Here is a 25,127-nt window from a genome sequence, read left to right on the forward strand (position 1 = left end):
CGATGGCCGTCTGGGTGTGAGGATAGCGGGATGCCGCGCCGTCGCGGCGGCGCTCAGGGCAGCGAGTCGAGCACGGCCGCGAGACCGGCGTCGTCGATCGCGCCGGCGACCTCGCCCGCGACCCCGCGCACCTCCTCCGGCGCCTGCCCCATCGCGACGGCGCGACCGGCGGCGCCGGCCCAGCGGAACATCTCGATGTCGTTGCGGCCGTCGCCGACGGCGAGCACCCGGTCGATGGGGTGGTCGATCCAGCCGCGCACCCGCTCGAGCGCGGTCGCCTTGTTCACCCCGTCGGGGGCGATGTCGAGCCAGGCCGTCCAGCCGATCGCGTAGCTCACGTGGTGCAGGCCCATGCGGTCGACGATCTCGAAGAACTCCTCGAGCCCGTGCTGACGGCTGCGCACGACGACGCGGGTGGCCTCCTGGCCGAACAGCTCGTCGAACGGCACCTCGCGGGCGCGGTCGAGGTTCCACTCGGTCATTCCGGCCGTGTAGAGGCGGAAGCCGTCGCCGAGCTCGATCATGAACTCGCCGGCCGGCAGCACCGCGCGGATGCGCTCGAGCACGGCGGTCGGGTCGAAGACCTCGACGAACTCGCGGCGGTAGCCGTCGTCGGCGCTCGCATCGCGGCGCATGGTGACGGCGCCGTTCGCGCAGACGACGTACTCGGGGTCGAGGCCGAGCGAGCGGAGCACCGGCCCCGTCGTCGACCAGGAGCGCCCGGTCGCGAGCGTCACGTGGTGCCCGCGTGCGACCGCGGATGCGACGGCCTCGGCGACCGCGTGGTCGATCGACTCGTCCTCGTGCATGACGGTGCCGTCGACGTCGAGCGCGACGAACCACCGCTCCTCCGGCGGCAGGGGCGCAGCCTGCGGGCGCGAGCCCGCCGAGGCATCCGCCGTCTGCTCGACGATGGTGCGCACCCGGGGCTCGCGACGGTCGCTCATCGCCGAACCGGCTCCAGCACCTCGAGGCCGCCGAGGTAGCCGCGCAGCGCCTCCGGGACCACGACCGAGCCGTCGGCCTGCTGGTGCGTCTCGAGGATGGCGACGATCCAGCGGGTGGTGGCGAGCGTGCCGTTGAGGGTCGCGACCGGCGCGGTCTTGCCGCTCTCGGTGCGGTGGCGGATGTCGAGGCGGCGCGCCTGGAAGGTCGTGCAGTTCGAGGTGGAGGTGAGCTCGCGGTAGGCGCCCTGGGTGGGCACCCAGGCCTCGACGTCGTACTTGCGGGCCGCGCTCGAGCCGAGGTCGCCGGCGGCGGTGTCGATCACGCGGTAGGCGAGGCCGAGGTCTTGCAGCATGCCCTCCTGCCAGCCGAGCAGGCGCTCGTGCTCGGCCTCGGCATCCGCCGGGTCGATGTAGCTGAACATCTCGAGCTTGTTGAACTGGTGCACCCGGATGATGCCGCGGGTGTCCTTGCCGTGCGAGCCGGCCTCGCGGCGGTAGCAGGTCGACCAGCCGGCGTACCGGATGGGCCCCTCGGAGACGTCGAGGATCTCGCCCTGGTGGTAGCCCGCGAGCGCGACCTCGCTCGTGCCGGTGAGGTAGAGCTCGTCGTCGGGGAGGTAGTAGATCTCGTCGGCGTGGGCGCCGAGGAAGCCGGTGCCCTGCATGATCTCCGGCTTCACGAGCGTCGGCGTGATCAGCGGGATGAAGCCGGCCTGGATGGCCCGGTCGAGGCCCATGTTCATGAGGCCCAGCTCAAGGCGGGCGCCGACGCCCTTCAGGTAGTCGAAGCGCGCGCCCGACACCTTGGCGCCGCGGGCCATGTCGATCGCGTCGAGCAGCTCGCCGAGCTCGAGGTGGTCGCGGGGCTCGAAGTCGAACGCCGGGATCTCGCCGACCTCGCGGAGCACGAGGAAGTCGTCCTCGCCGCCGGCGGGCACTCCGTCGATTACGACGTTGCCGATGCGCTGCACGACGGCCTGGAACGCGGCGTCGGCCTCGTTGGCGGCGTGATTCGCGTCCTTCACGGCCTGCGCGAGGCGCTGGGCCTGGGCGACGAGCCCGGCCTTCTCCTCCTTGGGGGCCTTCGCGACCTGCTTGCCGAAGGCGTTCTGCTCGGCGCGGAGCGTCTCGAACGCGGTGATGGCCGTGCGGCGCGCCGCGTCGGCGGCGGCGGCCTCGTCGACCAGCTCGGGAGACTCCCCGCGCAGCTCCTGCGAACGCTTGACCAGCTCGGGGTTCTCGCGGAGCAGCACGGGATCGATCACCCCGCAAGTCTAGCCGGGAGCCGCACACGGGGCGGTCGGGGCATCCGGCTCCCCGGTCCTGCGCCGCGGATGCCGTACCGTTGGCGTGTGGCGAGCGAAACGACCGCCGGCGGCCCGGCGACCGACGACCAGTCCGAGCGCCCGCGCGCCGCCGTGATCAGCAACCCGACGAAGCAGGGCGTCGATGCGCTCCGCGCCGCCGTCGAGCGGGCGGAGGAGCGACAGGGCTTCGCGCCCTCGCTCTGGATCGACACCCTCGAGGACGACCCCGGCAAGGGCATGGCCCTCGAAGCGCTCGAGGCCGGCGTCGACCTCGTCATCGCCGCGGGCGGCGACGGCACCGTGCGCTCGGTCGCGGCAGGCCTGAGCGGCAGCGGCGTGCCGATGGGCATCGTGCCGCTCGGCACCGGCAACCTCTTCGCCCGCAACATCGACGTGCCCGTGAACGACGTGGACGACGCGGTCGTGCTCGCCTTCTCCGGCGGCGACCGCACCGTCGATGTGCTCGTCGCCGACGTCGTGCGTCCGAACGGCGCGAAGGAGTCGCACACCTCGCTCGTCATGGCCGGCATCGGCATCGACGCCGCGATGATCTCGAACACGAACCCCGAGCTGAAGAAGCGCGTCGGCTGGCTCGCCTACGTCGACGCCGGGCTGCGCTCGCTGCCGGCGTCCCAGCCCTTCCGCATCGCGTACCGGATGGATGCCGGACGCCACCACCGCTCGAAGGTGTCGAGCATCCTCGTCGCGAACCTCGGCTACCTGCCCGGCAACATCGAGCTCGTGCCCGATGCCGAGATCGACGACGGCCGCCTCGACGTCGTGCGCCTGCAGCCGCGCAACCTCTTCGGCTGGCTGTTCGTGTGGCGCACCGTCGCCTGGGAGAACCGCGTGCTGCGCAAGAGCGCCTTCGGCCGGCAGCTGATGGATCTCACGGGCGGCGACCGGCACCGCGCCGTCGCCTACTCCCGCGGCCGCTCCGTCGAGATCGACATCGACGGCGAGCCGCAGGAGTTCGAGATCGACGGCGACGAGTTCGGCGAGATCGTCTCAGCGCACTTCCGCGTCGATCCCGCCGCGCTCACCATCCGCGTCCCCCGCTGAGGCGGGTGCCGCGGGCGGCTCGGCCGGCTCGGCACGGCCGGCGATCGCCGAGCGGGCGCCGATCACGAGGATGCCGAGCACGGCGAAGACGCCGACGCGCACGGCGATCGGCGCGAGCACGGAGCGCAGCACCGCCAGTGCGGCCTCGCGACGCTCCTCCTCACCCCAGCCGGCGGGATCCGTCGCGTAGACCGTGTTCGTGGTCGGGCCCGTGCCGGTCCACAGCAGGAGCAGCACCGCAGCGGCCGCGATGGACGCCAGCCCGATCACCGGCGCGGACCGCAGCGACTCGCCCCGGGCCGCACCGCGGACGCCGAGCCACACGGCGAGCGCCAGCGCACCGAGCACGCCCGCTTCGATGAGCCCCGGCGCGACCAGCCAGCGCAGCTCCTCCCAGGCACCCGGCGGGACCGGGCCGGCGAAGTACGACTCGTCGCGGTAGACGCTCACCCAGGCCGCAGCGACGCCGGCGACGAGCGCGATCCCGCAGACGGCGAATGCGGCCCAGAGCCAACGGCGCATGCGCCCGCCCTCGGCTGCGCCGGGATCGCCTGCGGACGCGGCCTCCGCGCGCGGCTGCGCATGGGCGTCGGACTCGACGCCAGGCGCGGGCGGCACCGGGTCCGCCGCAGCCGACTCCGGGATTCGGGGCGCGACCGCCGCACGCTCCGCCGTCCCCAGCGCCGGCGAGGCATCCGCTCGCGGGTCCTCCTCGCCCGACCCTGGAACGTAGCCGCGCTGGAAGCGCGGGTCGAAGCGGGGGTCGAGCTCGGTCATCTCAGGCGTCCGGCTCCCCGGAGAGGATGCCGCGCAGCCAGTCGCGGGCCTCGACGAACACCCCGTCGTCGTACTTCGAGTGGTAGGCGATCTCCCGCCGGTCGGCCCGCGGGTAGGAGCCGAGGAAGATCACGTTGGGTGAAAAACGCCGGAGGCCGAGCAGTGCGTCGGCGACGCGCTCGTCCTGCACGTGCCCCTCGAGGTCGACGACGAAGCGGTAGCGCCCGAGGGCGTCGCCGATCGGGCGCGACTGGATGAGCGAGAGGTTCACCCCGCGGGTCGAGAACTGCTCGAGCATCGCGAGCAGCGCGCCCGGCTCGTCGTCGGGCAGCTCGACGATGACGCTCGTCTTGTCGGCGCCGGTGCGCTCGGGGAGCTCGCGCGAGCGGCCGACGAGCACGAAGCGGGTCACGGCGTTCGGGTTGTCGCCGATGTCGCGGGCGAGCACGTCGACGTCGAGGAGCTCCACGATGCCGGGCGGTGCGACGGCTGCGTCGGCGCGGTCGCCGTCCTCGAAGAGGCTCGTCGCGGCCTGCACGTTGCTCGTCGCGGGGATGTGCCCGTGCTCCGGCAGCTCCCGCTCGAGCCATCCGCGCGACTGGGCGTAGGCGACCGGGTGAGCGTTCACGACCCGCACCTCGGCGAGCGCGGTGCCGCGTCGGGCGACGAGCAGGAAGTTCACGGGCACCAGGTACTCGCCGATGATGCGGAGCCCGGGCACGGTGGCGAGCGCGTCCTGCGTGGCGCTGACGCCGCCGTCGACGGAGTTCTCGATCGCGATCATCGCCGCGACGGAACGGCCGGAGACGACGTCGGCGAGCGCCTCGCCCACGTTGTTGACGGGGCGCCAGGGCCGGCCCTGCGCCTCGGGGACCTGCTTCAGCGCGGCCTCGGTGAACGTGCCGGCCGGTCCGAGGTAGGAGTAGCTCGGGTCGGTGGGGGCCCCGGCGGATGCGCCGGGCGCCGCGGGCGCGTCCGTCATGCAGCGAGCCTAGTCGAGCGCCGGGGGCCGCCTTCGCCCCTTCGACAACTCAGGAAGCACCCCGCCCGCTCGCGCGCGGCGAAGCCGAAGGACGAACGGCACGCCGGGCATAACCGGCGGATGTTCCTGAAATACTGCGAGGCATGCAACGGGTCGTTCCGAGCGACGCGGAGCGCCGCGCCGCGCTCCGCCGGATGAAGACCATCGCGACGGCGCTCCTCATCGTCGCCGCGCTCGTGTTCGCGGTGTCCTTCGCCCTGCAGGACCGCATCGAATGGCTCGGCTACGTGCGGGCCGCCGCCGAGGGCGCGATGGTCGGCGCGATCGCCGACTGGTTCGCGGTGACGGCGCTGTTCCGCCGGCCGCTCGGGCTGCCGATCCCGCACACCGCGATCATCCCGACCCGCAAGAACGAGATCGGGGCGAGCCTCGGCGCCTTCGTCGAGCACGAGTTCCTCTCCGACGAGGTCGTGCTCGGCAAGCTCCGCTCCGTCGAGCCCGCCCGCCGCGCCGGCGAGTGGCTGCAGCGGCCCGAGCACGCCGAGCGGCTGGCCGCCGAGGCATCCGTCGCCGCGAACGCGCTGCTCGAGCTGCTCGGCGACGACGACGTCGAGCAGCTGCTCGAGCAGCTCGCCCGCCGGCACCTGCTCGGTCCGGAGTGGGCGCCCGCCATCGGACGGGTCGGCGCCCGGCTGGTCGCGGCCGACCAGCAGCGCCCGGCGATCGACGCCCTGCTGGCGCGCGCGGAGGCCTGGCTCGAGGCGCACCCGGAGGCGTTCGGCAGCATGGTGAGCGAGCGGCTCCCCCGCTGGGTGCCGAAGCTCGTCGACCGGTTCGTCGACGAGCGCGCCTACCGCGAGGTGCTCGCGTTCGTCCGGGCGGTGCGCGCCGACGACGACCACCCGCTCCGGCTCGCGATCGACCGGTACCTCGGCGACCTCGCGGAGGGGCTGCAGCACGACCCAGAGACGATCGCGAAGGTCGAGCGGCTGAAGGCCGAGCTGTTCGACAGCCCGCGGGTGCGCGAGTTCGCGGGCGAGGCCTGGGCGGCGGTCAAGGGCTCGCTGACCCGGGCGCTCGCGGATCCCGAGAGCGAGCTGCGCCGGAGCATCCGCCAGGCGCTGGTCGAGCTCGGCGCCCGCCTCGCCGCCGACCCGGCGCTGCAGGCGAAGGTCGACGGCTGGCTGACGGATGCCGCGGCCTACGTGGTGCGGAACTACCGCTCGGACATCGCCGGCGTGATCACCGAGACCGTGGAGCGCTGGGACGCTCGGGAGACGACCGAGAAGCTCGAGCTGCAGGTCGGCCGGGACCTGCAGTTCATCCGCATCAACGGCACCGTCGTCGGCGCGCTCGCCGGCCTCGCGATCTTCAGCGTCGCGACCGCGCTGCACGGCCTGCTCTGATCGCGCTGCGCGCGTCGGGGCGGAGTGGAAGACTGGGCGCATGCACGAGCGAGCGGGAACCCCGGCCCTCGAGGCCGATCTGATCGATGTCGACGCCCTGGTCCGGGCATACTACGAGCTGACGCCCGACGTGTCGGTGCCGGCGCAGCGCGTCGCCTTCGGCACCTCGGGCCACCGCGGCTCGAGCCTCACCTCGAGCTTCAACGAGACGCACATCCTCGCGATCACGCAGGCGATCGTCGAATACCGCACGGCGCAGGGCGTCACCGGCCCCCTCTTCATCGGCTCCGACACGCACGCGCTCTCGGCTCCGGCGCAGACGACCGCGCTCGACGTGCTCGTCGGCAACCGGGTGCGCGTGCTCGTCGACGAGTTCGACGACTACGTGCCGACGCCGGCCCTGTCCCGCGCGATCATCGCGTGGAACGCCGACCCTGTCCGCCGTGCCGAGGGCGAGGCCGACGGCATCGTCATCACCCCCTCGCACAACCCGCCGCAGGACGGCGGTTTCAAGTACAACCCGCCGCACGGCGGCCCGGCGGACAGCGACGCCACGAGCTGGATCGCGAACCGGGCGAACGAGCTGATCGAGGGCGGGCTCGTCGAGGTGAACCAGGCCGAGCCGAGCGCGGTCGAGACGTACGACTTCCGCTCCGCCTACGTCGAGGACCTCGCGAGCATCATCGACTTCGACGCCATCCGCGAGTCGGGCATCCGCATCGGCGCCGACCCCCTCGGCGGCGCATCCGTGAACTACTGGGCCGCCATCCGCGACCGCTACGGGCTCGACCTCACCGTCGTGAACGAGCTCATCGACCCCGCCTGGTCGTTCATGACGCTCGACTGGGACGGCAAGATCCGCATGGACCCGTCGAGCCCGAACGCGATGGCGTCCGTCGTCGCGAAGGCCGGCGACTTCGACCTGCTGACCGGCAACGACGCCGACGCCGACCGGCACGGCATCGTCACGCCCGACGGCGGACTGATGAACCCGAACCACTACCTCGCCGTCGCGATCGAGTACCTCTTCGCGCACCGGCCCGAGTGGCGGGCGGATGCCGCGATCGGGAAGACGCTCGTCTCCAGCTCGATGATCGACCGGGTCGCGGCCTCCCTCGGCCGACGCCTCTGGGAGGTGCCGGTCGGCTTCAAGTGGTTCGTGCCCGGCCTCATCGACGGCTCGGTCGGCTTCGGCGGCGAGGAGAGCGCCGGGGCATCCTTCCTCCGCTTCGACGGCTCGGTGTGGACGACCGACAAGGACGGCATCCTGCTGTGCCTGCTCGCCGCCGAGATCCGCGCGGTCACCGGGAAGTCGCCGTCGGAGCTCTACCGCGGCCTCGTCGAGCGCTTCGGCGACCCCGCGTACGAGCGGACGGATGCCGCGGCCACCCCCGAGCAGAAGGCGGCCCTCGGCCGGCTCGACGGCGAGGCGATCGCGGCGAGCGAGCTCGCGGGCGAGGCGATCACGGCGAAGCTGTCACGGGCGCCCGGCAACGACGCCGCGATCGGCGGCGTGAAGGTCGTGACGGACGACGCGTGGTTCGCCGCCCGGCCGAGCGGCACGGAGGACGTCTACAAGGTGTACGCGGAGTCGTTCCGCGGGCCCGAGCACCTGCGGCTCGTGCAGGCGGAGGCCCAGCGCATCGTCGGCGAGGCCCTCGGCGGGTAGTGGGGCTGGGTCTGGCTTCCCCTGCACCCCTGCTCCGCTGCTCCCCTGCTCCCCTGCTTCCCCTGCTTCCCCTGCTTCCCCTGCTCCGCGGGAGGAGATTCGCGCGGCGGGAGGATGATTCGGGGCATCCGCACCTCCCTCGGCGCGAATCTCCTCCCGCGCGGTGGGCGCGACTGGCCCGGCCTGCTACTTCACGGAGAAGTAGTTGACGGTGCCGCCGCCGGCGATCGCCTCGTCGACATCCCAGTAGTCGGCGTCCTTGGTGTGCCCGCCGACCCAGATCCGGGTGCCGGCGTCGCTGCGCTCCACGCGGGTCACGATCGCCGTGTGGTCGCGGTCGCCCGAGGCATCCCAGTCGAACTGGGCGATGTCGCCCACCTTCACCTGCGCGCGCTGGGAGTCGTCGAGCGGGGTCGCGAGATCGGGCCGGCCGAGCAGCCAGTCGCGCATCGCGGTCGAGCTCGACCAGCTGGCCGACATGGCGCCGGTGCCGGCGTCGTAGTACCAGTCGCCGCTCATCGTCCAGCCGCGGGCGATGAGCGACTGGCTGGTGAAGTTCGCGCAGTCGTTGCCGGAGATCACGGTGTAGCCGTCGGTGTTGTAGTCGCTCCAGTACGCGAGCACGTAGCCGAGCTGCGCGTCGATGCCGGGGTCGCTCGTGTAGGTCAGGCTGAGCTCCGACGGCACGGCGACCGGGGAGGCGGCCGCGACCTGGGGGTGCGCCGCGGTGAAGGAGGCGGTCGCGGGCGAGGCCGGGGTCTCGGCGGCGACCGCGGTGCCGTCAGCCTCGGTCATGGTGACGGCGACCGAGCCGAGCGCGGTGTCGGCGACGGCGGGAACCGCGAAGGTGAGCTTCGTCTCGTCGGCGGACACGATCGTCGCGGCGGCCCCGCCGACCTGCACGGCGGCGACCTCGTCGAGACCCTCACCCTCCACGGTGACCTGGGTGCCGCCGGTGAAGGGCGCGGCGGCGACGGAGAGCCCGCTCGTCACCACGGGCGCCTGTTCGACCTGCGAGACGGTGGATCCGCCGGGGGTGACGCTGAGCTCGTCGCTGTTCGCGACGTGCGGGGTGACGTCGGCGGCGATGGACTCGGATGCCGGCGACTCGGAACCGGTCGCTCCGGCGGCCGAGACCGCGCCGAAGGCGGTCACGCCGAGGATGGCGCTCGCCCCGGTGAGGGCGGCGGCGCGGCGGATGCCTCGGGCTCCCGCACGGCGGTTGCCGGCCGGTGCGGCGCGGTGCTTCGGGCGACGCGCGGCGGGACGGGCCGCGGTGCGCGCGGGCGCCGCGCTGGCGGGCGCCACCTCGGCGGGCGCGGTCGCGGCGGGCACGGCCTCGGCGGGCGCCGTGTCGGCGGGCGCCGTGTCGGCGGGCGCCGTGTCGGCGGGCGCCGCCTCGGCGTCGCGGTCGGTACCGCTCAGGTCGCCGGGGAGCTGGGTGGGCTCGGCGGGCACGAAGTTGGAGCGGCGGCGGGCAGGGGCATCGGGGGAGAGTTCAGGCACTGATTCGGGAGTCCGGGTTGGGGGAAACGGAACCTGGACACCCCATCATGCGATTTTGTGAGGAATCTTCCCGAATGCTGGGAGGCCCGTGAGAGCGCGGCCACGGGGCATCGGCTTCGCGGGCGCCTGCCCGGGCTGGGCTGGAGTGGGCTGGGCTGGGCTGGGCTGGGCTGGGCAGGGCTGGGCAGGGCTGGGCGGGGCTGGCGAGAGCGGGCTGGGTTGCGGCGGCGGGCGGAGGAATTCGTCACCCAGGGAGGATGCTCCGAGGCATCCAACCCTCGCCCGGCTCGAATCTCCTCCCCCGGCGCGGGAAGGAGGCACCTCGGCACGGGGAAGGAGGCACCCCGGCGCGGGGAGGAGGCACCTCGGCACGGGGAATGGGCAGCGGCAGATGCGGGGGCCAGCGGCGCGGGCACCCGGCCGCGCTACTCCGCGTACTCGGGCGCGGCCGGCAGGCCGAAGAACTCCTCGAGCGTCGTGATGCCGCGGTCGTGCATCTCGGTCGAGAGGTCGACGCCGACGTAGCGGAAGTGCCAGGGCTCGTATTCGTAGCCGGTCACGTCCATCTTGTCGGCGGGGTACCGCAGGATGAAGCCGAAGCGGTACGCGTTGTCGCGCAGCCAGACGCCCTCGTCGGTGTCGCCGAAGCAGGCGTCGAGCGAGCAGTCGCCCGACTCGGCGCCGATGTCCATCACGAGCCCCGTCTGGTGCTCGCTGTAGCCCGGGCGCGCGGTGAGCGTGTCGTCGCCGTCGTAGATCTCCTCCTGCGTGGAGTACGAGCGGTAGGCGCTGTTCGAGGCGAGCGCGAGCCCGGCCTCGCTCGAGGCGGCGTCGAACATCGCGACGATGGCATCCGAGGCCTCCTGCCGCATGAGCGGCTCCCAGGTGTGCGCGACGGGCACCTCGACGAGGTCGGCCGGCTCGTAGTCCTGCGGATCGAGCGGGCGGAGCTTGTCGACGACGACCCAGATGCTGTCGGGGTCGTCGATGGAGTGCGCCGTCATGTCGAAGACGGGCACCGATTGCGCGGGCGGAGCGCTTTCGGGCGCGGGGCGCGGCGTCGGCGTCTCGCTCGCCGGAGCCTTCGTGCCGCCCGCCGAGGCACCGGCCGGTCCACCGGAGGCCGCACCCACGACGAAGGCGGCGACCCCGATCAGCGCCGCGGTGAGGGCGAGCGCGACGATCATGCGGCGACGGTGCACCGCCTCGCTGACGGCTGGGCGGTTGGAGCTCTCGGACACCCTCCGAGTGTACGTCCGGCCCGATCGGCCTCCCTGGGAATCGAAGCGTGAGAGCGCTCTCTTGACAGCGCGCGGCACCCCGCCTAGAGTCGCAGCGCCGAGTCCCGAAGCGCGTCAGCGCGGGGAACGCGGGCTCGCGCGACGACGACACCGACCCCCTGGAGGCACGCCCATGACCGATGCGACGGAGCTGTCCCGTCCGGGCGAGCCGCGGCCGGACCGCGCCTTCCCCGACTCCTTCCTCTTCGGCGCCGCGACCGCCGCGTTCCAGATCGAGGGCGCCGCGTTCGAGGGCGGCCGCACCGCCTCGATCTGGGACGCCTTCTGCCGGGTCCCCGGCGCGGTCATCAACGGCGACACCGGCGACGTGGCCTGCGACCACTACCACCGGATGCCGGCCGACGTCGCGCTCATGCGCGAGCTCGGCCTGCAGACGTACCGCTTCTCGACCTCCTGGTCGCGGGTGCGTCCCGACGGCGGCCCGGTGAACCCGGAGGGCATCGACTTCTACTCGCGGCTCGTCGACGAGCTGCTCGGCGCCGGCATCAAGCCCTGGCTCACGCTCTACCACTGGGACCTCCCGCAGGCGCTCGAGGAGCAGGGCGGCTGGACGAACCGCGACACCGCCGCGCGCTTCCGCGACTACGCCCTGAGCGTGCACGACGAGCTCGGCGACCGCGTCGAGGTGTGGACGACGCTGAACGAGCCCTGGTGCTCCTCCTTCCTGAGCTACACGGCCGGCGCGCACGCACCGGGACGCTTCTCGAAGGAGGACGGCCTGCGCGCCGCGCACCACCTCATGCTCGGCCACGGGCTCACCGTCGAGGCGCTGCGGGAACGGGATGCCTCGCTGGATCTCGGCATCACCCTGAACCTCACCGTCGCGAAGCCCGTCGACCCGAGCCGGCCGGGCGACGTCGACGCGGCCCGCCGCATCGACGCGGGCTTCAACCGGGTGTTCCTCGACCCGGTCCTCCGCGGCGAGTACCCGGTCGACTTCCTCGACGACCTCGACGACCTCGGCCTCGGGCACGTGCTCGACGAAGCGGTGCACGACGGCGACCTGCGCACCATCAGCGCCCCGATCGACACCCTCGGCGTGAACTACTACCACGGCGAGCTCCTGAGCGACCGGCCGGCGGAGCATCCGCTGCCCGCCCAGGCGCCGACCGCCCGCGCGACGGGCTCGCCCTTCCCGAACGGCGACGACGTCCACTGGCACCCGCAGGGCCTGCCGCTGACCTCGATGCAGTGGGAGGTGCAGCCGCACGGGCTCACAGAGCTGCTCACCCGGGTACACCGCGAGTACACCGGCGAGCGGGGCATCCGGCTGTACGTCACGGAGAACGGCGCGGCGTACGACGACGTGGTCGAGCCCGACGGCACGGTGCCCGACGTCGAGCGCGCCGAGTTCCTCGAGCTGCACCTCGGCGCGATCCTCGACGCGATCGACGAGGGCACCCCCGTGCACGGCTACTTCTACTGGTCGCTGCTCGACAACTTCGAGTGGGCCTGGGGCTACGAGAAGCGCTTCGGCATCGTGCGCGTCGACTACGACACTCAGGAGCGCACGGTGAAGCAGAGCGGGCGGGCGTACCAGCGCGTCATCCGGGACCGCGCCCTCTGATCCCGCCCCGGCTTGCCCGAATTCCATGAAAGATGGGCAACTCGTGGTCTGAAACAGGCGGCGCGCGCGACCTAGACTTGCCGCATGGCGAAGGATGCCGCGGGCGGAGCGCCCACGCTCGAGATGGTCGCGCGCCGCGCCGGAGTGTCCCGCGCGACCGTGAGCCGGGTCGTGAACGGCTCCCCCAAGGTGAGCCCCGAGGTCGTCGCCGCCGTGAACGCCGCCGTCGCCGAGCTCCGCTACGTGCCGAACCGGGCCGCGCGCTCGCTCGCCCGCCGCTCCACGAGCTCGATCGCGCTGATCGTGCCGGAGGACGTCACCGTCTTCTTCGGCGACCCGTACTTCGCCTCGGTCGTGCAGGGCATCATGGACCGGATCGACGACAGCGAATACGTGCTCAACCTCCTCGTCGCCTCCGCCGACCCGCAGCGGAAGACGCGCGGCTACCTGGAGTCGGGCGCGGTCGACGGGGCCATCGTCATCTCGCACCACGCCGGAGACGAGCTGTTCGAGCACGCCACCGTGCCCCTCGTCTACGGCGGCCGCCCCTCGACCGCCTCCGACGCCTACGTCGTGGACGTCGACAACGTCGCCGCGGCCGTGAGCGGCACCGAGCGGCTGATCGAGATCGGGCGCCGCCGGATCGGCACGATCTCGGGTCCGCTCGACATGCCGGCCGGCATCGACCGGCTCGACGGCTTCCGCCGCACGGTCGCCGCGGCGGGGCTGCCGGACGAGCTCGTCGAGACCGCCGACTTCACCGCCGAGGGCGCGGCGGCCGCGACCCGGCGGCTGCTCGACCGCGTCGGCGACGGACGCGACGGACGCCCGCTCGGCATCGACGCCCTGTTCGTGGCGAGCGACCTGATGGCGACCGGCACCCTCGCGGTGCTCGCGGAGCGGGGCCTGATGGTCCCGGACGACGTCGCGATCGTCGGCTTCGACGACAGCCCGGCCGCGCTCCGCGCCGGGGTGCCCCTCACGACGGTCGCCCAGCCGTCCGCCGAGCAGGGGCGTCTCATGGCCGAGCTGCTCATCCGGCTGATCCGGGGCGACGAGACGGTGCCGCGCCGGACCATCCTGCCGACCCGGCTCGTGCTCCGCGAGTCGGCCTAGCCCGGCCGCCGGCCTGGCCGGACCCCGCCCGCCCGGCCGCCTACCGCCCGCCGCCCGCCCGCCCGTCGGCCGCCCGGACCGCGGGCCGCCCGACCCCGCACGCCCGCCCGCCGCCCGCCCGGACCGCGGGCCGCCCGACCCCGCACGCCCGCCCGCCGCCCGCCCGGACCGCGGGCCGAAGTCGCACGAACCGCTCGCCCCCGGCCGTTCGACGAACCGTTCGCGCGACTCCACGATGCGGAGTCGCACGAACCGCGCTTCCGGGCGCTTCGAACCAGCCGTTCGCGCGACTTCGCGACCGGGCGGCCGGGCGACCGGGCGACCTCGCGACCGCGCGACCGGGCGACCTCGCGCTACCCGAGCGCGCGGAGCGAGCGCTCGATGAGCCCCCAGAAGCGGTCGACGTCGAGGTCGAGCGCGACGGTCGCGTTGTGCTCGCGGCCGAGGATGTCGATGAGGTCCGTGCTCGTCGCTCCGCGGGTCTCGGTGCCGGCGAGCTCGACGTCGATCCGGGTGCGCACCGTCGTCGCCACGGCCGGGTCGGCGAGGAGGGCGACGGTGATCGGGTCGTGCAGCGGGCCGTCCGGCATCCGTTCCGCCCGCTCGTAGGTCGAGCAGAAGAACTCGAGCAGTTCGACGCCGAACGCCGAGAGCGGGGTGCCGATCGCCGAGAGGCGGTCGCGCACCTCGCGCGTGATGAGCGCCTGGTGCGAGATGTTCAGTCCCACCATGGTGAAGTCGATGCCGCTGTCGAGCGCGATCTTGATCGCCTCGGGGTCGGTCCAGGCGTTGAACTCGGCGTACGGGGTGACGTTCCCGCGCGTCGTCGAGCCGCCCATCCAGACGATGCGGGCGATCCGCGGGGCGAGCTCGGCGTGGTCGCGCAGCAGTACGGCGACGTTCGTGAGGGGTCCGGTGGCGACGATCGTGACGGGCTCGGCGGCCGCTTCGAGGACGTCGCGCATCAGGGTGATCGCGTCGCGCTCGTCGAGGGGCACGGTCGGCTCGGGCAGCACCGGGCCGCCGAGGGCGTTGTCGCCGTGGATCCAGTCGGCGGGGTGCAGCTCCCCGGCGAGCGGGCCCGCGGCTCCCGCGGCGATCGGCACGCCCTCGATGCCGGCCACGGTGCAGGCGATGCGGGCGTTCAGCGTGGTGTGCTCGAGCCGGCCGTTGCCGCCGACGGTGGTGATCGCCAGCAGCTCGATCGCGGGGTCGCCGGCGGCGAGCCAGATCGCGAACACGTCGTCGTGCCCGGGGTCGCAATCGAGGATGATGGGGGTGGTCATGAGCGCTCCGGTCGTCTCGGGTGCAGGGGCGCTGGATGCCGTCGCGGCATCCTCGCCAAGCTGCACAAGCTTTGCGTAATCGATTGCACTCTTCGGCGTCGGATTTGTCAAGCCCTTCCCCGGCCGAGCCCCCGAAACCCCTACAGTGGGAGCGATGCGCCCCGCCGCGGTGCGCAAGACCGGAGCAGACGATGCCGCACGCCGTGACCCTGCAGGAGGTCGCCGATGCCGCGGGCGTGTCGGTCGCCACCGCCTCGCGCGCGCTCTCCGGCAAGAACCGGGTCGCCGCCGCCACCATCGCGAAGGTGCGCGCGGTCGCCGCCGAGCTCGGCTACCGCGTCGACCCCATCGCCCGGGCGCTCCGCGAGGGCTCGACGCGCATCGTCGGCATGATCGTGCCCGTCATCGGCAACCCCTACTTCGCCCAGCTCGTCGATGCCGTCGAGCACGAGCTGCACCGCGGCGGCTTCGAGCTGCTGCTCGCCGACTCGCACGGCGAGCTCGCCGAGGAGTCGCGTCGACTCACCGTCTTCGGCGACCGCAAGGTCGACGGCATCGTCATCGTGCCCTCCCACCGACAGCGCTCGGCCGGTGCGCTGCGAGCCGTCGGCGCCGAGATCCCGCTCGTGCAGATCGACCGATCCGCGGGCGTCTCGCTCGCCGATTACGTGGGCGTCGACAACGAGATCGGCATCGGCCTCGCGGTCGAGCACCTGCACGAGCGCGGTGCCCGCTCGCTCGTCTACGTCGGCGCGGACGACGTCACCTCGAGCGGCGTCGAGCGCTGGAACGCCTTCGACCGCGGGGTCGACCGCGAGGTCTTCGCCGTCGGCGAGCCGTTCCGCGGCGACTTCAGCCTCGCCGCCGGCGCCGCCGCGGCGGACGCGCTCGTCGGCCGCGGTGCGCTCCCCGACGCGGTGGTCGCGGCATCCGACCTGATCGCCCTCGGCCTCATCGGCCGGCTGCGCGAGCACGGCGTCGAGGTGCCGCGCGATCTGCTCGTCACCGGCTTCGACGGCACCGAGCTCTCGCAGGTGCTCGCGCCGACGCTCACGACCGTCGTGCAGCCCATCGAGGCGGTCGCCGCCGACGCGATCGGCTTCCTGCTGTCGCGGGTCGCCGGATCCACGGCGCCCGTGCGCAGCAGCCGGGTCGCGCCGACGCTGCTCGTCGGCGGCTCGACCACCCGCTGAGCGCCGGCGCCGCCAGGGCGCGGTCGCACCCGCTCAGCGCCAGCGCGGTGACGCGGCAGTCGCGCAGACGGGCGGATGCCGCGGGGCGCCTCGAGCCCCGCGGCATCCGATCCCGGATGAACCGGTTACGCCACCGCTACGGTGCGTTGACCGACTCGACGACGATCTCGCCCGAGATGATCTGCTCCCGGATGGCGTCGACGGCGGCGGCGAGCTCCGGGCTCACCGAGCCCTCGAACTCGTGGAACGGCGCGATCGCGACCCCGTCGTTCGCGAGCTCGCCGATGAACGGGCTGTTGTCGAACTCGTCCTCGACGGCCTGGCCGATGAGCTCGACGACCGCGTCGGCCATCTGCTTCATCACCGAGGTCAGCATGACGTCGGCGAGGTCGGGCGAGAGCTCGACCACGTCGTTGTCGACGCCGACGAGCACGACGTCGCCCGGGGCCTCGTGCGCGGCCTCGCCGCTGCCGAGGTAGAGCGAGCCGGCGACCGGCATGATCACGTCGGCGCCCTGGTCGATGAACGTCTGGGTCAGCGTCTTGCCCGCCGCGATGTCGGTGAAGGTGCCCGAGAAGGTGCCGTCCTGCGCCGCCTTGTTCCAGCCGAGGAGCTTCACCTGCGTGCCGGCGTCGGCGTTGTAGCGGTCGACGCCGTCGGAGAAGCCGTCCATGAAAAGGAGCACGGGCGGGAACGGCTGGCCGCCGAACACCGCGACCGTGCCGGTCTTCGAGTAGCCGGCGGCGAGGTAGCCGGCGAGGAACGACGCCTGCGCCGTGTCGAAGACGACGGGCTTCACGTTCGGCAGGTCAATGGACGAGTCGTCGATGATCGCGAAGCGCGAGTCGGGGTTCTGCTCGGCGGCCGATTTCGTCGCCTCGGCGAGCGAGAAGCCGACGGTGACGGTGAAGTCGCAGCCCTGGTCGATCGACTGGGCGAGGTTCGGCGCGTAGTCGTTCTCGGTGGTGGACTCGAGGCGCAGGGTCTCGACGCCGTACTGCTCCTCGGCGGTGTCGAGGGCGGCGAGCACGGCCTGGTTGAAGCCGCGGTCGTCGAAGCCGCCGAAGTCGGAGACCATGCAGGCCAGGAAGTCGCCGTTCGCCGCGGCGGCGTCGCCGCTCGCCTCGGGCGGGGCTGCCGAGCAGGCGGTCAGTGCGGTCGCGAGGCCGCCGATGGCGGCGAGCGCGACGGCGGTGCGGGTGCGGTGCTGTCTCACGGGTACTCCTTCGTCTGGCGAGGCAGGGGGGATGCAAGGACGGATGCCTCGATCGCGTCGAGTGTGCCGGGCGGATCCGGCGGGCCAGGCTGCACCCGCACCATCGCCTCAGCAAATTCTGCGCAATCGATTACGCATCACGTGGCACCATGATACTGCTGCGGCCCCGCGCCGCAAGAGGTCAGCCCGGGCCATCCGTCCCCCTCCCGCGCCGCGCCTCGCACCGCGCCGCCCCTCGCGGGCCAGGCAGGCGGGCCGCACGAGCTACGCGCCGGCGACCTGCTCCCCGGCGAGGTACGTGCCGTGCACGACGGTCTCAGCGAGCTGCTCGGCCGGGACGGTGACCGGGTCGCGGTCGACGATGATGAAGTCCGCGAAGCGGCCGGGCTCGAGCGCGCCGATCTCCCGCTCGCCGAAGAGCTGCCACGCCGCGTTCGCCGTGTGCGCCCGCAGCGCGTCGGCCCGCGACACCGGGGCGCCGCCCGGCATCCGCCGTCCGTTCCGCGTCAGCCGCGTCTCGGCCACCGCCATGTTCCGGAACGGCTCGTTCGGCGTCACCCAGCCGTCGTTGTGGAACGTCGCCCGGTGCCCGGCGGCGAACGCGGCCCCGGCATCCGCCCAGGCGCCGCCGTGCTCTGGCCCGAACAGCCCGTCGACGAGCACCTCGCCCCAGTACCGCACGTGGTCGACGAAGACGCTGACCGTCACCCCGAGCGCGGCCGCCCGCGCGTACAGCTCCGGCGTCGCGGCCCCCACGTGCTCGAGCCGGAACCGGTGGTCCACGAGCCCGTGCCGCGCGATGAGCCGTTCGTACACGTCGAGCGTCGAGGCGATCGCGAGGTCGCCGTGCGCGTGGCAGGCGAGCTGCCAGCCCGCGGCGGCGTACGGCTCGGCGATCGCGAGCAGCTCCTCGCTCGAGTAGTTCGCGCGGCCCCGGTGGCCGGACTCGAGGCCGATCGAGCGGGTCGCCTCGGTGTCGAGGTAGGGGAAGCTCGTGGCGATGTTGCCGACCCAGGGCGAGCCGTCGCTCCACGTCTTCACGCCGATCTGGCGGAACACGGGATCGAGCACGGCATCCCGGCCGGGCGCCTCGGCCGGTGCGCCGCCCGGACGCGACATCTCGTACCACCGCAGCCGCAGCGGCAACCGCCCGGCGCCACCCCCGGAGCCGCGCAGTGCGTCGACGACGGGGTTCAGCGCGGGGTCCCAGGACAGGTCGGCGACGGTCGTGTAGCCGAGCGCCGACAGCTCGGCGAGGTGCGCCGCGAACAGCCGCGGGAACTCCGCCCGCCCCCGGGCGAGCAGCGGCGCCATCACGCGCTCGACGGCGCCGGCCTCGAGGGCGATGCCGTCGAGGTCGCCCCGCGCATCGCGGCCGAAGCTCGCGCCGACCGGGTCGGGCGTCTCGCGGTCGAGTCCGGCGAGCCGGGCGCCCGCGGTGTTGAAGTACGCCGAGTGGCCCGAGTTGTGCACGATCACGATCGGTACCTCGCCCGCGAGCTCGTCGAGCCAGGCCCGGTCGGGGGCGGGCAGGCCGCGCTGCAGCAGCCCGTCCCAGCCGTTGGCGAAGATCGGCCCGCCTGCCGCGACCGCGCGCCGCAGGGCCGCGAGCACGCCATCGGCGTCGGGCACCACGACCGGGCGGATGTCGACGACGAGCTCCGAGCACAGCACCGCGGCGGTGCCCGGGTGCCCGTGCGGCTCGATGAGCCCGGGCATCGCCCAGCCGTCGAGCGCGACGCGTCGCGCGCCGGGGTGCGCCGCGGCGAGCGCGGCGTCCTCCCCCACCGCGGCGATGCGGCCGTCGTCGCCGACGAGCAGACCCGTCGCCGGCTCGGATGCCTCATCCGCCAGTGTGCGGAACCGCCCCGTGTACAGCGTCTCGGTCATCCCCGCCCCCTCGCTCCGCGTCCCGCCCGCCCCGCTCGATCGCCCGCTCAGGCGAACGCCGGCACGACCTCGGCCGCGATGAGTTCGAGCACCTCGAGGTCGTCGAAGTCGAGCAGCTGCAGGTAGAGCGTCTCGACGCCGAGCTCCGCGAGCCCGCCGATGCGGTCGACGACCTCGGCGACGGTGCCGCCGATGCCCTCGCGGGCGAGCTCCGCCGGATCGTGGTCGATGGCGGCCGCACGCCGCCGGTACGCGGCATCCGTCTCCCCCACGGTCGTCGTGAGGGCCGCCGAGTAGACGAGCGAACCCGGGTCGCGGCCGAACTCCTCCGCTGCCCGGCGCACCCGCCCGAACGCCTCGGCGATCTCCTCGTTCGTGCTGAACGGCACGTTGTACTCGTGCGCGAAGCGCGCGGCGAGCGCCGGTGTGCGGCTCCGGCCGGTGCCGCCGACGATGATCGGCACCGGGTCCTGCACGGGCTTCGGCAGCGCGGGCGAGTCCTGCAGCGTGTAGTGGTCGCCCTCGAAGGAGAAGCGCCCGCCGAGCGGGGTCGCCCAGAGGCCGGTGATGACCTCGAGCTGCTCCTCGAGCAGGCCGAAGCGCTGCGCCGGGAACGGGATGCCGTAGGCGGAATGCTCGGCGGCGAACCATCCGGTGCCGAGCCCGAACTCCACCCGGCCGCCGCTCATCGCATCGACCTGCGCGACCTGGATCGCGGTGAGACCGGGATGCCGGAACGTGAGGCTCGTGACGAGCGTGCCGAGCCGGATCGTCGACGTCTCCCGCGCGAGCGCCCCGAGCGTCACCCAGGAGTCGGTCGGCCCCGGCATCCCGTCGCCGCCCATCGTGAGCAGGTGATCGCTGCGGAAGAAGGCGTCGAAGCCGAGCCGTTCGGCGGCGAGCGCCATCGCGAGCTGCTGCTCGTAGCTCGCCCCCATCTGCGGTTCGGTGAAGATCCGGAACTTCATGCGCGCTCCTTCGCGTCGAGCGCCGCGGACGGCGCGGTCGGTGGTCCTTCGAAGACGACGCCCGGCACCGCGCCGAGCCGCGTCCGCATCACGGCGACGGCGTCGGGGTGCTCGTCGACGAGCACGAAGCGCCGGCCGAGGGCGGCGGCGACCGCGCCCGTCGTGCCGGAGCCGGCGAAGAAGTCGAGCACCCAGTCGCCCTCGCGGGTCGAGGCCTGCACCATGCGGCGCAGCACGCCCTCGGGCTTCTGCGTCGGGTAGCCGGTCTTCTCGCGCCCCGTCGGCGAGACGATGGTGTGCCACCAGACGTCGGTGGGCAGCTTCCCCGCCGCCGCCTTCTCGGGCGTGACGAGCCCGGGCGCCATGTACGGCTCGCGGTCGACGCCCGCGGAGTCGAACCAGTACCTCGCCGGATCCTTCACGTACACGAGGATCGTGTCGTGCTTCGTCGGCCAGCGGCGCTTCGTCTTCGCGCCGTAGTCGTACGCCCAGATGATCTCGTTGAGGAAGCACTCGCGGCCGAAGAGCGCGTCGAGCAGCACCTTCGCGTAGTGCGCCTCGCGGTAGTCGAGGTGCAGGTAGAGGGTGCCGTCGTCGGCGAGGAGCCGCCACGCCTCGACGAGGCGCGGCTCGAGGAACGCCCAGTAGTCCTCGAAGCGGTCGTCGTAGCGCAGCAGGTCGCCGCGCACCCGCTCGTAGCGACGGCCGGCGAAGCCGCGGACCGTCGCGGGCGCGGGCCGGGGCTCGTCGCCGGGACCGTCGGCTGCCTCGTCGGGCTCGGACGCCTCGGGGCGCTCGGATGCCTCGTCGGACTCGGCTGCCTCGTCGGGGGCGGATGCTTCGTCGGGCTCGACGATGCGCACGTGGCTCGTCGCGCGACGCTCCTGCGGCCGGCCGGTGTTGAACGGGGGGTCGAGGTAGATCATCGTGAACCCGCCGTCGGGCAGCGTCGGCAGCACGTCGAGGTTGTCGGCGTGGATGACGCGGTTCGGTTCGGCGGCGGCCACGACCCCAGTCTGCCAGCACGGCCCGGCCCGCGAGCCGCGGACGCCTGCGCCCGCTACGATGCCCGCGGGAGGCCCGGATGCGCACGCTCGTCGTCTACGAATCCATGTTCGGCAACACCGCCGCGGTCGCGGCCGCGATCGCCGCTGCGCTCGAGCCCGCCGGGCCGGTCCGCCTCGAGCTCGCCGATGCGCGGCCCGCCGTCGGCGACGCGGAGCTCGTCGTCGTCGGCTCCCCCACGCACGGCTTCGCCCTGCCGAGCCGGCTCTCCCGGCGCGCGGCGCAGGCCCAGGGGGCGGATGCCTCGGCCGCGGCCCGGTCCGGCATCCGCGAGTGGCTCGCCGCGCTCGAGCCGACGGACGATGCCGCCGGCCGTCCGCCGTTCGCCGCCGCCTTCGATGTGCGGCAGGCGCCGGGCAGCGCCGGTGCGCCCTCGCACCGTGTGCGGCGCCGCCTCGACCGGCTCGGCTTCCGCGTCGTCGGCGAGCCGGCGTCGTTCCACGTCGGGCCGACCGCCGGGCCGCTCCGCGACGGCGAGCTCGACCGCGCGTCGGCCTGGGCCGAGGCGCTGCACGGCCTGGTTCGCTGAGCCCGTCGAAGCGAAGGCCCCACCGCGCTTCGACGAGCTCAGCGGACCAGCGCTTCGACGAGCTCAGCGAACCAACGCTTCGACGAGCTCAGCGGACCAGGCGTCAGTGCCCGTGCGCGTGCGCGTCGTCGAGCTCCCGCCCGGCGGCGGGGTCGACCGCCGCGGTCGCGCCCACCGGATCGGCGATCGCGCCGAGCGAGTGCACCACCCGGCCGCCGACCACCGTGACCTCGGCGTGCTCCCCGAGGAGCCCGGCGGGATCGTGCTCGTGCGCGTGGAGATCGCCCGACCAGACGACGAGGTCGGCGTCCATCCCGACGGCGAGCCGCCCGCGCGAGCCCTCGAGGTGCCAGGCACGGGCGCCGTGCACGGTGTACGCCTCGAGCGAGCGGTCGATCCCGACGCGCTCGGCGGCGGTCCAGGCATCCGCGCCGTCGAGCGCCGCCCGCGTCGCCGCCGAGAAGACGCCCACGAGAGGATCCATCTCGCCGACCTGCCAGTCGCTCGAGAACGCGACCGTCGCACCCGAGTCGAGGAGGCTGCGGAACCGCCAGGCCCGTTCCCAGCGCTCCTCGCCGACGTTCTCCATCCACGTGCCGGCCACGAGGTCGGGCGAGCAGTGCCGCGGCTGCATCGCGGCCGTCACGCCGAGTTCGGCGAAGCGCGGCAGGTCGTCGGGATGCAGGCACTCGACGTGCACGACGCCGTGGCGGCGGTCGTGCGTGCCGTTCACGCGCTGCGCGTGCTCGATCGCGTCAAGCGCGAGCCGGATGCCCCCGTCGCCCGTCGCGTGGGTGTGGGTCTGCAGCCCGAGCCGGTCGAGCTCGGCGACGACGTCGAGGAGCTCGCGGCCGCCGTTGCCGGCGTAGCTCGGGCGTCCGCGCCGGCCGGGCCGGTTCGCGTAGTCGTCGAGCATGAGCGCGGTGTGCGGCTCGATCACGTCGTCGGCGTACAGCTTGATCGGCCCGAGGCGCAGCAGCCCCTCGGCATCCGCCTCGGTTGCGGCGCGATCGATCGTCTCGCGGAGGCGCGCCCGGAAGGCGCCGTCCGCGCCGACCGGGTGGAACAGCGCCGCGATCACCCGCGAGCTCAGCACCCCCTCGGCGAGCGCGCGCTCGAACAGCGGCAGCTCGGCGAGCGGCACCTGCGGCTCGACGACGGTCGTGATGCCGAGCGCGGTCGCCATGCGCATGCTCGACTGCAGCTTGCGGTACCGGCGTTCGGGCGAGTACATCGGGATGTCACGCTGCAGCTCGGCGAGCCCCGCCTCGGTCATCGCGCTCGTGTAGAAGTCGGTGACCCACCCGGTGGGCTCGCCCGTCGCGGCGTCCCGTTCGGCGCGGCCCCACGCGATCTCTCCCCCGGCGGCGATGCCGAGCGCTCGCAGCGCGGCATCGTTCAGCCACACCGAGTGCTGGTCGTACGTCGTGACGAACATCGGCCGGCCGGCCGGGTCGAGCCCGGCGAGGTCGGCGGCGTTCGGGCGACGGCCCTCGACGACGGCGTAGACCGCGTTCTCGGCGCAGATCCACGGGAGTTCGGGGCGCCGCACCGCGAACTGCGCGATGCGGCGGCGCACCTCATCGAGGGTGTGCGCGCCCTCGAGCGACACCGCGTCCTCGTCGAAGCCGAGCAGCAGGTGGTTGTGGCTGTCGATGATCCCGGGCGTCACGAGCCGCCCCTCGACCGCCACCGTACGGCGCGCGGCGGGCGCCGCGTCGGCGGTGCCCACGTAGGCGACGCGCCCGTCGGCGATGCCGACCGCCTCCGCCCACGGCGCGGCCGGGTCGAAGGTGCGGACGCGGGCGCCCGTGATCAGGGTGTCGAGGGTCATTTCACGGAGTCCAGTTCGTCGTCTTCGGGCTCGAGCAGGTGGGCGGCGCCCGGGTTGGCGCGGAGGTAGAGCAGGTAGTAGAGGAAGCCGGCGACGACGATGCCCGCGGCGATGCCGAGGCTCAGCCACTGGCTCGGGTCGAGGATGCCGATCACGAAGATCGCCGCGATCGCGATCAGGGCGATGACGGGCGGCAGCGGCCACAGCGCCATGCGGAAGCCGCCGGCGGGCACCGTCTCACCGGCCCGTCGGCGCCGGACGACGAGCGCGGCGAGCGCGATGAAGCCGTAGCTGAACGCGAGGGTGGAGCCGGTCGCGTTCAGCAGGATGTCGAAGGGCACGAAGCAGGCCGCGAGGGCGATGACGCCCATCACGATCGTCGCGCGCACCGGCATCAGCGTCTTCGGCGAGATCGTCGCGAGCGGGCGGGCGATGGCGGCGGGCATGGCCTGGTCGCGGGCGGCGGCGAAGAGCAACCGGCCCGACTGGAGCGCGATCGCGATGATCGCGTTCACGATGGCGAGGGCGATGACGACCAGGATGACGATCGAGACGGTGTCGCCGGCGCGTGCCGTGAGGAACGACTCGACGGGGAGGCCGGCGGCGAAGAGCTCCTCGAGCGAGTCCGCACCGAGCAGGATGGCCGACAGCGGGATGAGCTCCGCGACGACCGTGATGAGGGCGGCCCAGAGCACGGCGCGGGCGATGGTGCGGCGGGCGTTGCGGGTCTCCTCGGCGAAGTAGATCGCGCCGCCGTAGCCGTTGTAGGAGAAGATCCCCTGCGTGACGGCGAGCACGAGGCCGGCGATGCCGAGCGGGGCGAGGCCGCCCGTCGCGGCGTCGAGGGCCTGCGGGTCGAAGAGGGCGGTGACGGGGCGTTCGATGTGGATGAAGCCGAGCATGGCGAGGAACGCGAGCGCCGCCATCTCGATGAAGAGGAAGGCGCCGGTGACCCATGCGTTCGTGCGGATGTTGAAGCACGCGGTGATCGTCGCCAGCGCGATCACGATGAGCGCGGTCCACATCGGGTCGAGCCCGGCGATCGCGACGCCGAGGTAGTCGGCGACGCCGATGCCGAAGATCGCGACGATGAGCGGCAGCGTGATCAGGTTGATGAAGAAGACGGCGGCGCCCGCCGCGGGGCCGAGCACGCGGTTGACGAGCGTGTAGTCGCCGCCGGCGATCGGATGCCGCGAGCCGAGCTCCGCGTAGCAGAGGGCGACGAGCAGGCTGATCACCCCGGCGAGCGCGAAGCCCCAGAAGACGCCGGTGCCGTAGGTGGCGAGCGCCGCACCGCCGAGGATGAACACGCTCGAGGCGGGCGAGATGCCCGAGAGCGTGATGAGCACGTTGCCGCCGACGCCGAGCGAGCGCGAGAGCTGGGCGCCGTGGGTCGTGGTGGCGGCGGTGTCGAGCGCCGGCGGACCGGGCGGGGTGGGGGTGGTCATGGGCGTTCGGTCTCTCTTCGTCGGGGAACCGTGGCCGAGTCGAGTCCGGCGTGCCGGT

Annotated in this window: 20 protein-coding genes; 7 read left to right on the forward strand and 13 right to left on the reverse strand. The window is 73.4% G+C overall.

Going from position 1 to position 25,127, the window contains the following annotated elements; all coding sequences use genetic code 11:
* Nucleotides 1-53 precede the first annotated feature (53 nt).
* Together ROT00_RS11835 and serS are read right to left on the reverse strand one after the other, a co-directional pair.
* On the reverse strand, nt 54-947 hold the full coding sequence (locus tag ROT00_RS11835) for an HAD family hydrolase (protein WP_404775089.1): 894 nt from the start codon (nt 945-947) through the stop codon (nt 54-56).
* Nucleotides 944-2,212: a serine--tRNA ligase gene (gene serS / locus ROT00_RS11840; RefSeq protein WP_404775091.1), complete on the reverse strand. Its 1,269-nt coding sequence runs from the start codon at nt 2,210-2,212 to the stop codon at nt 944-946. The genes ROT00_RS11835 and serS overlap by 4 nt, the downstream gene beginning before the upstream one ends.
* A gap of 87 nt (nt 2,213-2,299) precedes the next feature.
* Here serS and ROT00_RS11845 point away from each other — a divergent pair, with 87 nt between their 5' ends.
* Entirely contained in the window at nt 2,300-3,316 is a 1,017-nt protein-coding gene (locus ROT00_RS11845; RefSeq protein ID WP_404775092.1) for a diacylglycerol/lipid kinase family protein, read from the forward strand.
* On the opposite strand, the gene ROT00_RS11850 is transcribed toward ROT00_RS11845, so the two are convergent.
* Nucleotides 3,263-4,093: a hypothetical protein gene (locus ROT00_RS11850; protein WP_404775094.1), complete on the reverse strand. Its 831-nt coding sequence runs from the start codon at nt 4,091-4,093 to the stop codon at nt 3,263-3,265. The two genes, ROT00_RS11845 and ROT00_RS11850, sit on opposite strands and share 54 nt — an antisense overlap.
* 1 nt (nt 4,094) lies before the next feature.
* Nucleotides 4,095-5,075, reverse strand: a complete 981-nt coding sequence (gene pheA / locus ROT00_RS11855; protein ID WP_404775096.1) for a prephenate dehydratase — start codon at nt 5,073-5,075, stop codon at nt 4,095-4,097.
* 143 nt (nt 5,076-5,218) lie between these two features.
* Between pheA and ROT00_RS11860 the strand changes: the two genes are divergently transcribed.
* Both ROT00_RS11860 and pgm read left to right on the forward strand, forming a co-directional pair.
* Entirely contained in the window at nt 5,219-6,481 is a 1,263-nt protein-coding gene (locus ROT00_RS11860) for a DUF445 domain-containing protein (protein WP_404775098.1), read from the forward strand.
* A gap of 40 nt (nt 6,482-6,521) precedes the next feature.
* A complete protein-coding gene (pgm, locus tag ROT00_RS11865; RefSeq protein WP_404775099.1) occupies nt 6,522-8,150 on the forward strand; it encodes a phosphoglucomutase (alpha-D-glucose-1,6-bisphosphate-dependent) in 1,629 nt (542 codons plus the stop codon).
* Between the two features lie 186 nt (nt 8,151-8,336).
* Here pgm and ROT00_RS11870 read toward each other — a convergent pair whose 3' ends face one another.
* Together ROT00_RS11870 and ROT00_RS11875 are read right to left on the reverse strand one after the other, a co-directional pair.
* Nucleotides 8,337-9,656, reverse strand: coding sequence for an amidase domain-containing protein (locus tag ROT00_RS11870; protein WP_404775101.1), 1,320 nt, complete (start codon nt 9,654-9,656; stop codon nt 8,337-8,339).
* A 425-nt stretch (nt 9,657-10,081) separates the two neighbouring features.
* Nucleotides 10,082-10,897: a M15 family metallopeptidase gene (locus tag ROT00_RS11875; protein WP_404775102.1), complete on the reverse strand. Its 816-nt coding sequence runs from the start codon at nt 10,895-10,897 to the stop codon at nt 10,082-10,084.
* Nucleotides 10,898-11,069: 172 nt separating this feature from the next.
* Between ROT00_RS11875 and ROT00_RS11880 the strand changes: the two genes are divergently transcribed.
* Entirely contained in the window at nt 11,070-12,524 is a 1,455-nt protein-coding gene (locus ROT00_RS11880; protein ID WP_404775103.1) for a GH1 family beta-glucosidase, read from the forward strand.
* 84 nt (nt 12,525-12,608) lie between these two features.
* Nucleotides 12,609-13,640, forward strand: a complete 1,032-nt coding sequence (locus ROT00_RS11885) for a LacI family DNA-binding transcriptional regulator (protein ID WP_404775105.1) — start codon at nt 12,609-12,611, stop codon at nt 13,638-13,640.
* A gap of 353 nt (nt 13,641-13,993) precedes the next feature.
* Here the strand turns inward: ROT00_RS11885 and ROT00_RS11890 are convergent, their stop codons facing one another.
* A complete protein-coding gene (locus ROT00_RS11890) occupies nt 13,994-14,926 on the reverse strand; it encodes a nucleoside hydrolase (protein ID WP_404775106.1) in 933 nt (310 codons plus the stop codon).
* A gap of 191 nt (nt 14,927-15,117) precedes the next feature.
* Here ROT00_RS11890 and ROT00_RS11895 point away from each other — a divergent pair, with 191 nt between their 5' ends.
* Nucleotides 15,118-16,119, forward strand: coding sequence for a LacI family DNA-binding transcriptional regulator (locus ROT00_RS11895; RefSeq protein ID WP_404775107.1), 1,002 nt, complete (start codon nt 15,118-15,120; stop codon nt 16,117-16,119).
* A gap of 136 nt (nt 16,120-16,255) precedes the next feature.
* Here the strand turns inward: ROT00_RS11895 and ROT00_RS11900 are convergent, their stop codons facing one another.
* The 4 genes from ROT00_RS11900 to ROT00_RS11915 all read right to left on the reverse strand — a co-directional run bounded on the left by ROT00_RS11900 (nt 16,256) and on the right by ROT00_RS11915 (nt 21,200).
* Complete coding sequence (locus tag ROT00_RS11900) at nt 16,256-17,335, reverse strand: BMP family lipoprotein (protein WP_404775108.1); 1,080 nt, start codon at nt 17,333-17,335, stop codon at nt 16,256-16,258.
* 264 nt (nt 17,336-17,599) lie between these two features.
* Complete coding sequence (locus ROT00_RS11905) at nt 17,600-19,225, reverse strand: amidohydrolase (RefSeq protein ID WP_404775110.1); 1,626 nt, start codon at nt 19,223-19,225, stop codon at nt 17,600-17,602.
* Nucleotides 19,226-19,272: 47 nt separating this feature from the next.
* A complete protein-coding gene (locus ROT00_RS11910) occupies nt 19,273-20,193 on the reverse strand; it encodes an LLM class F420-dependent oxidoreductase (RefSeq protein WP_404775111.1) in 921 nt (306 codons plus the stop codon).
* Complete coding sequence (locus ROT00_RS11915; protein ID WP_404775112.1) at nt 20,190-21,200, reverse strand: DNA-methyltransferase; 1,011 nt, start codon at nt 21,198-21,200, stop codon at nt 20,190-20,192. Before ROT00_RS11915 ends, ROT00_RS11910 begins: the two co-directional genes overlap by 4 nt.
* Before the next feature lie 77 nt (nt 21,201-21,277).
* Here ROT00_RS11915 and ROT00_RS11920 point away from each other — a divergent pair, with 77 nt between their 5' ends.
* On the forward strand, nt 21,278-21,787 hold the full coding sequence (locus tag ROT00_RS11920; RefSeq protein WP_404775113.1) for a flavodoxin family protein: 510 nt from the start codon (nt 21,278-21,280) through the stop codon (nt 21,785-21,787).
* Between the two features lie 103 nt (nt 21,788-21,890).
* On the opposite strand, the gene ROT00_RS11925 is transcribed toward ROT00_RS11920, so the two are convergent.
* Both ROT00_RS11925 and ROT00_RS11930 read right to left on the reverse strand, forming a co-directional pair.
* Nucleotides 21,891-23,621: an amidohydrolase gene (locus ROT00_RS11925; protein ID WP_404775115.1), complete on the reverse strand. Its 1,731-nt coding sequence runs from the start codon at nt 23,619-23,621 to the stop codon at nt 21,891-21,893.
* Nucleotides 23,618-25,069: an APC family permease gene (locus ROT00_RS11930; RefSeq protein ID WP_404775116.1), complete on the reverse strand. Its 1,452-nt coding sequence runs from the start codon at nt 25,067-25,069 to the stop codon at nt 23,618-23,620. The genes ROT00_RS11925 and ROT00_RS11930 overlap by 4 nt, the downstream gene beginning before the upstream one ends.
* Nucleotides 25,070-25,127 lie beyond the last annotated feature (58 nt).

This window comes from Agromyces mediolanus, from assembly GCF_044917495.1.
Classification (GTDB): domain Bacteria; phylum Actinomycetota; class Actinomycetes; order Actinomycetales; family Microbacteriaceae; genus Agromyces; species Agromyces mediolanus_B.

Bases quoted from the DNA above. Each gene is read 5' to 3' on its own strand.
- ROT00_RS11835 (WP_404775089.1), bottom strand. From the start codon at position 947: ATGAGCGACCGTCGCGAGCCCCGGGTGCGCACCATCGTCGAGCAGACG.
- ROT00_RS11850 (WP_404775094.1), bottom strand. From the start codon at position 4,093: ATGACCGAGCTCGACCCCCGCTTCGACCCGCGCTTCCAGCGCGGCTAC.
- pheA (WP_404775096.1), bottom strand. From the start codon at position 5,075: ATGACGGACGCGCCCGCGGCGCCCGGCGCATCCGCCGGGGCCCCCACC.
- ROT00_RS11860 (WP_404775098.1), top strand. From the start codon at position 5,219: ATGCAACGGGTCGTTCCGAGCGACGCGGAGCGCCGCGCCGCGCTCCGC.
- pgm (WP_404775099.1), top strand. From the start codon at position 6,522: ATGCACGAGCGAGCGGGAACCCCGGCCCTCGAGGCCGATCTGATCGAT.
- ROT00_RS11880 (WP_404775103.1), top strand. From the start codon at position 11,070: ATGACCGATGCGACGGAGCTGTCCCGTCCGGGCGAGCCGCGGCCGGAC.
- ROT00_RS11885 (WP_404775105.1), top strand. From the start codon at position 12,609: ATGGCGAAGGATGCCGCGGGCGGAGCGCCCACGCTCGAGATGGTCGCG.
- ROT00_RS11890 (WP_404775106.1), bottom strand. From the start codon at position 14,926: ATGACCACCCCCATCATCCTCGATTGCGACCCCGGGCACGACGACGTG.
- ROT00_RS11895 (WP_404775107.1), top strand. From the start codon at position 15,118: ATGCCGCACGCCGTGACCCTGCAGGAGGTCGCCGATGCCGCGGGCGTG.
- ROT00_RS11905 (WP_404775110.1), bottom strand. From the start codon at position 19,225: ATGACCGAGACGCTGTACACGGGGCGGTTCCGCACACTGGCGGATGAG.
- ROT00_RS11910 (WP_404775111.1), bottom strand. From the start codon at position 20,193: ATGAAGTTCCGGATCTTCACCGAACCGCAGATGGGGGCGAGCTACGAG.
- ROT00_RS11920 (WP_404775113.1), top strand. From the start codon at position 21,278: ATGCGCACGCTCGTCGTCTACGAATCCATGTTCGGCAACACCGCCGCG.
- ROT00_RS11925 (WP_404775115.1), bottom strand. From the start codon at position 23,621: ATGACCCTCGACACCCTGATCACGGGCGCCCGCGTCCGCACCTTCGAC.
- ROT00_RS11930 (WP_404775116.1), bottom strand. From the start codon at position 25,069: ATGACCACCCCCACCCCGCCCGGTCCGCCGGCGCTCGACACCGCCGCC.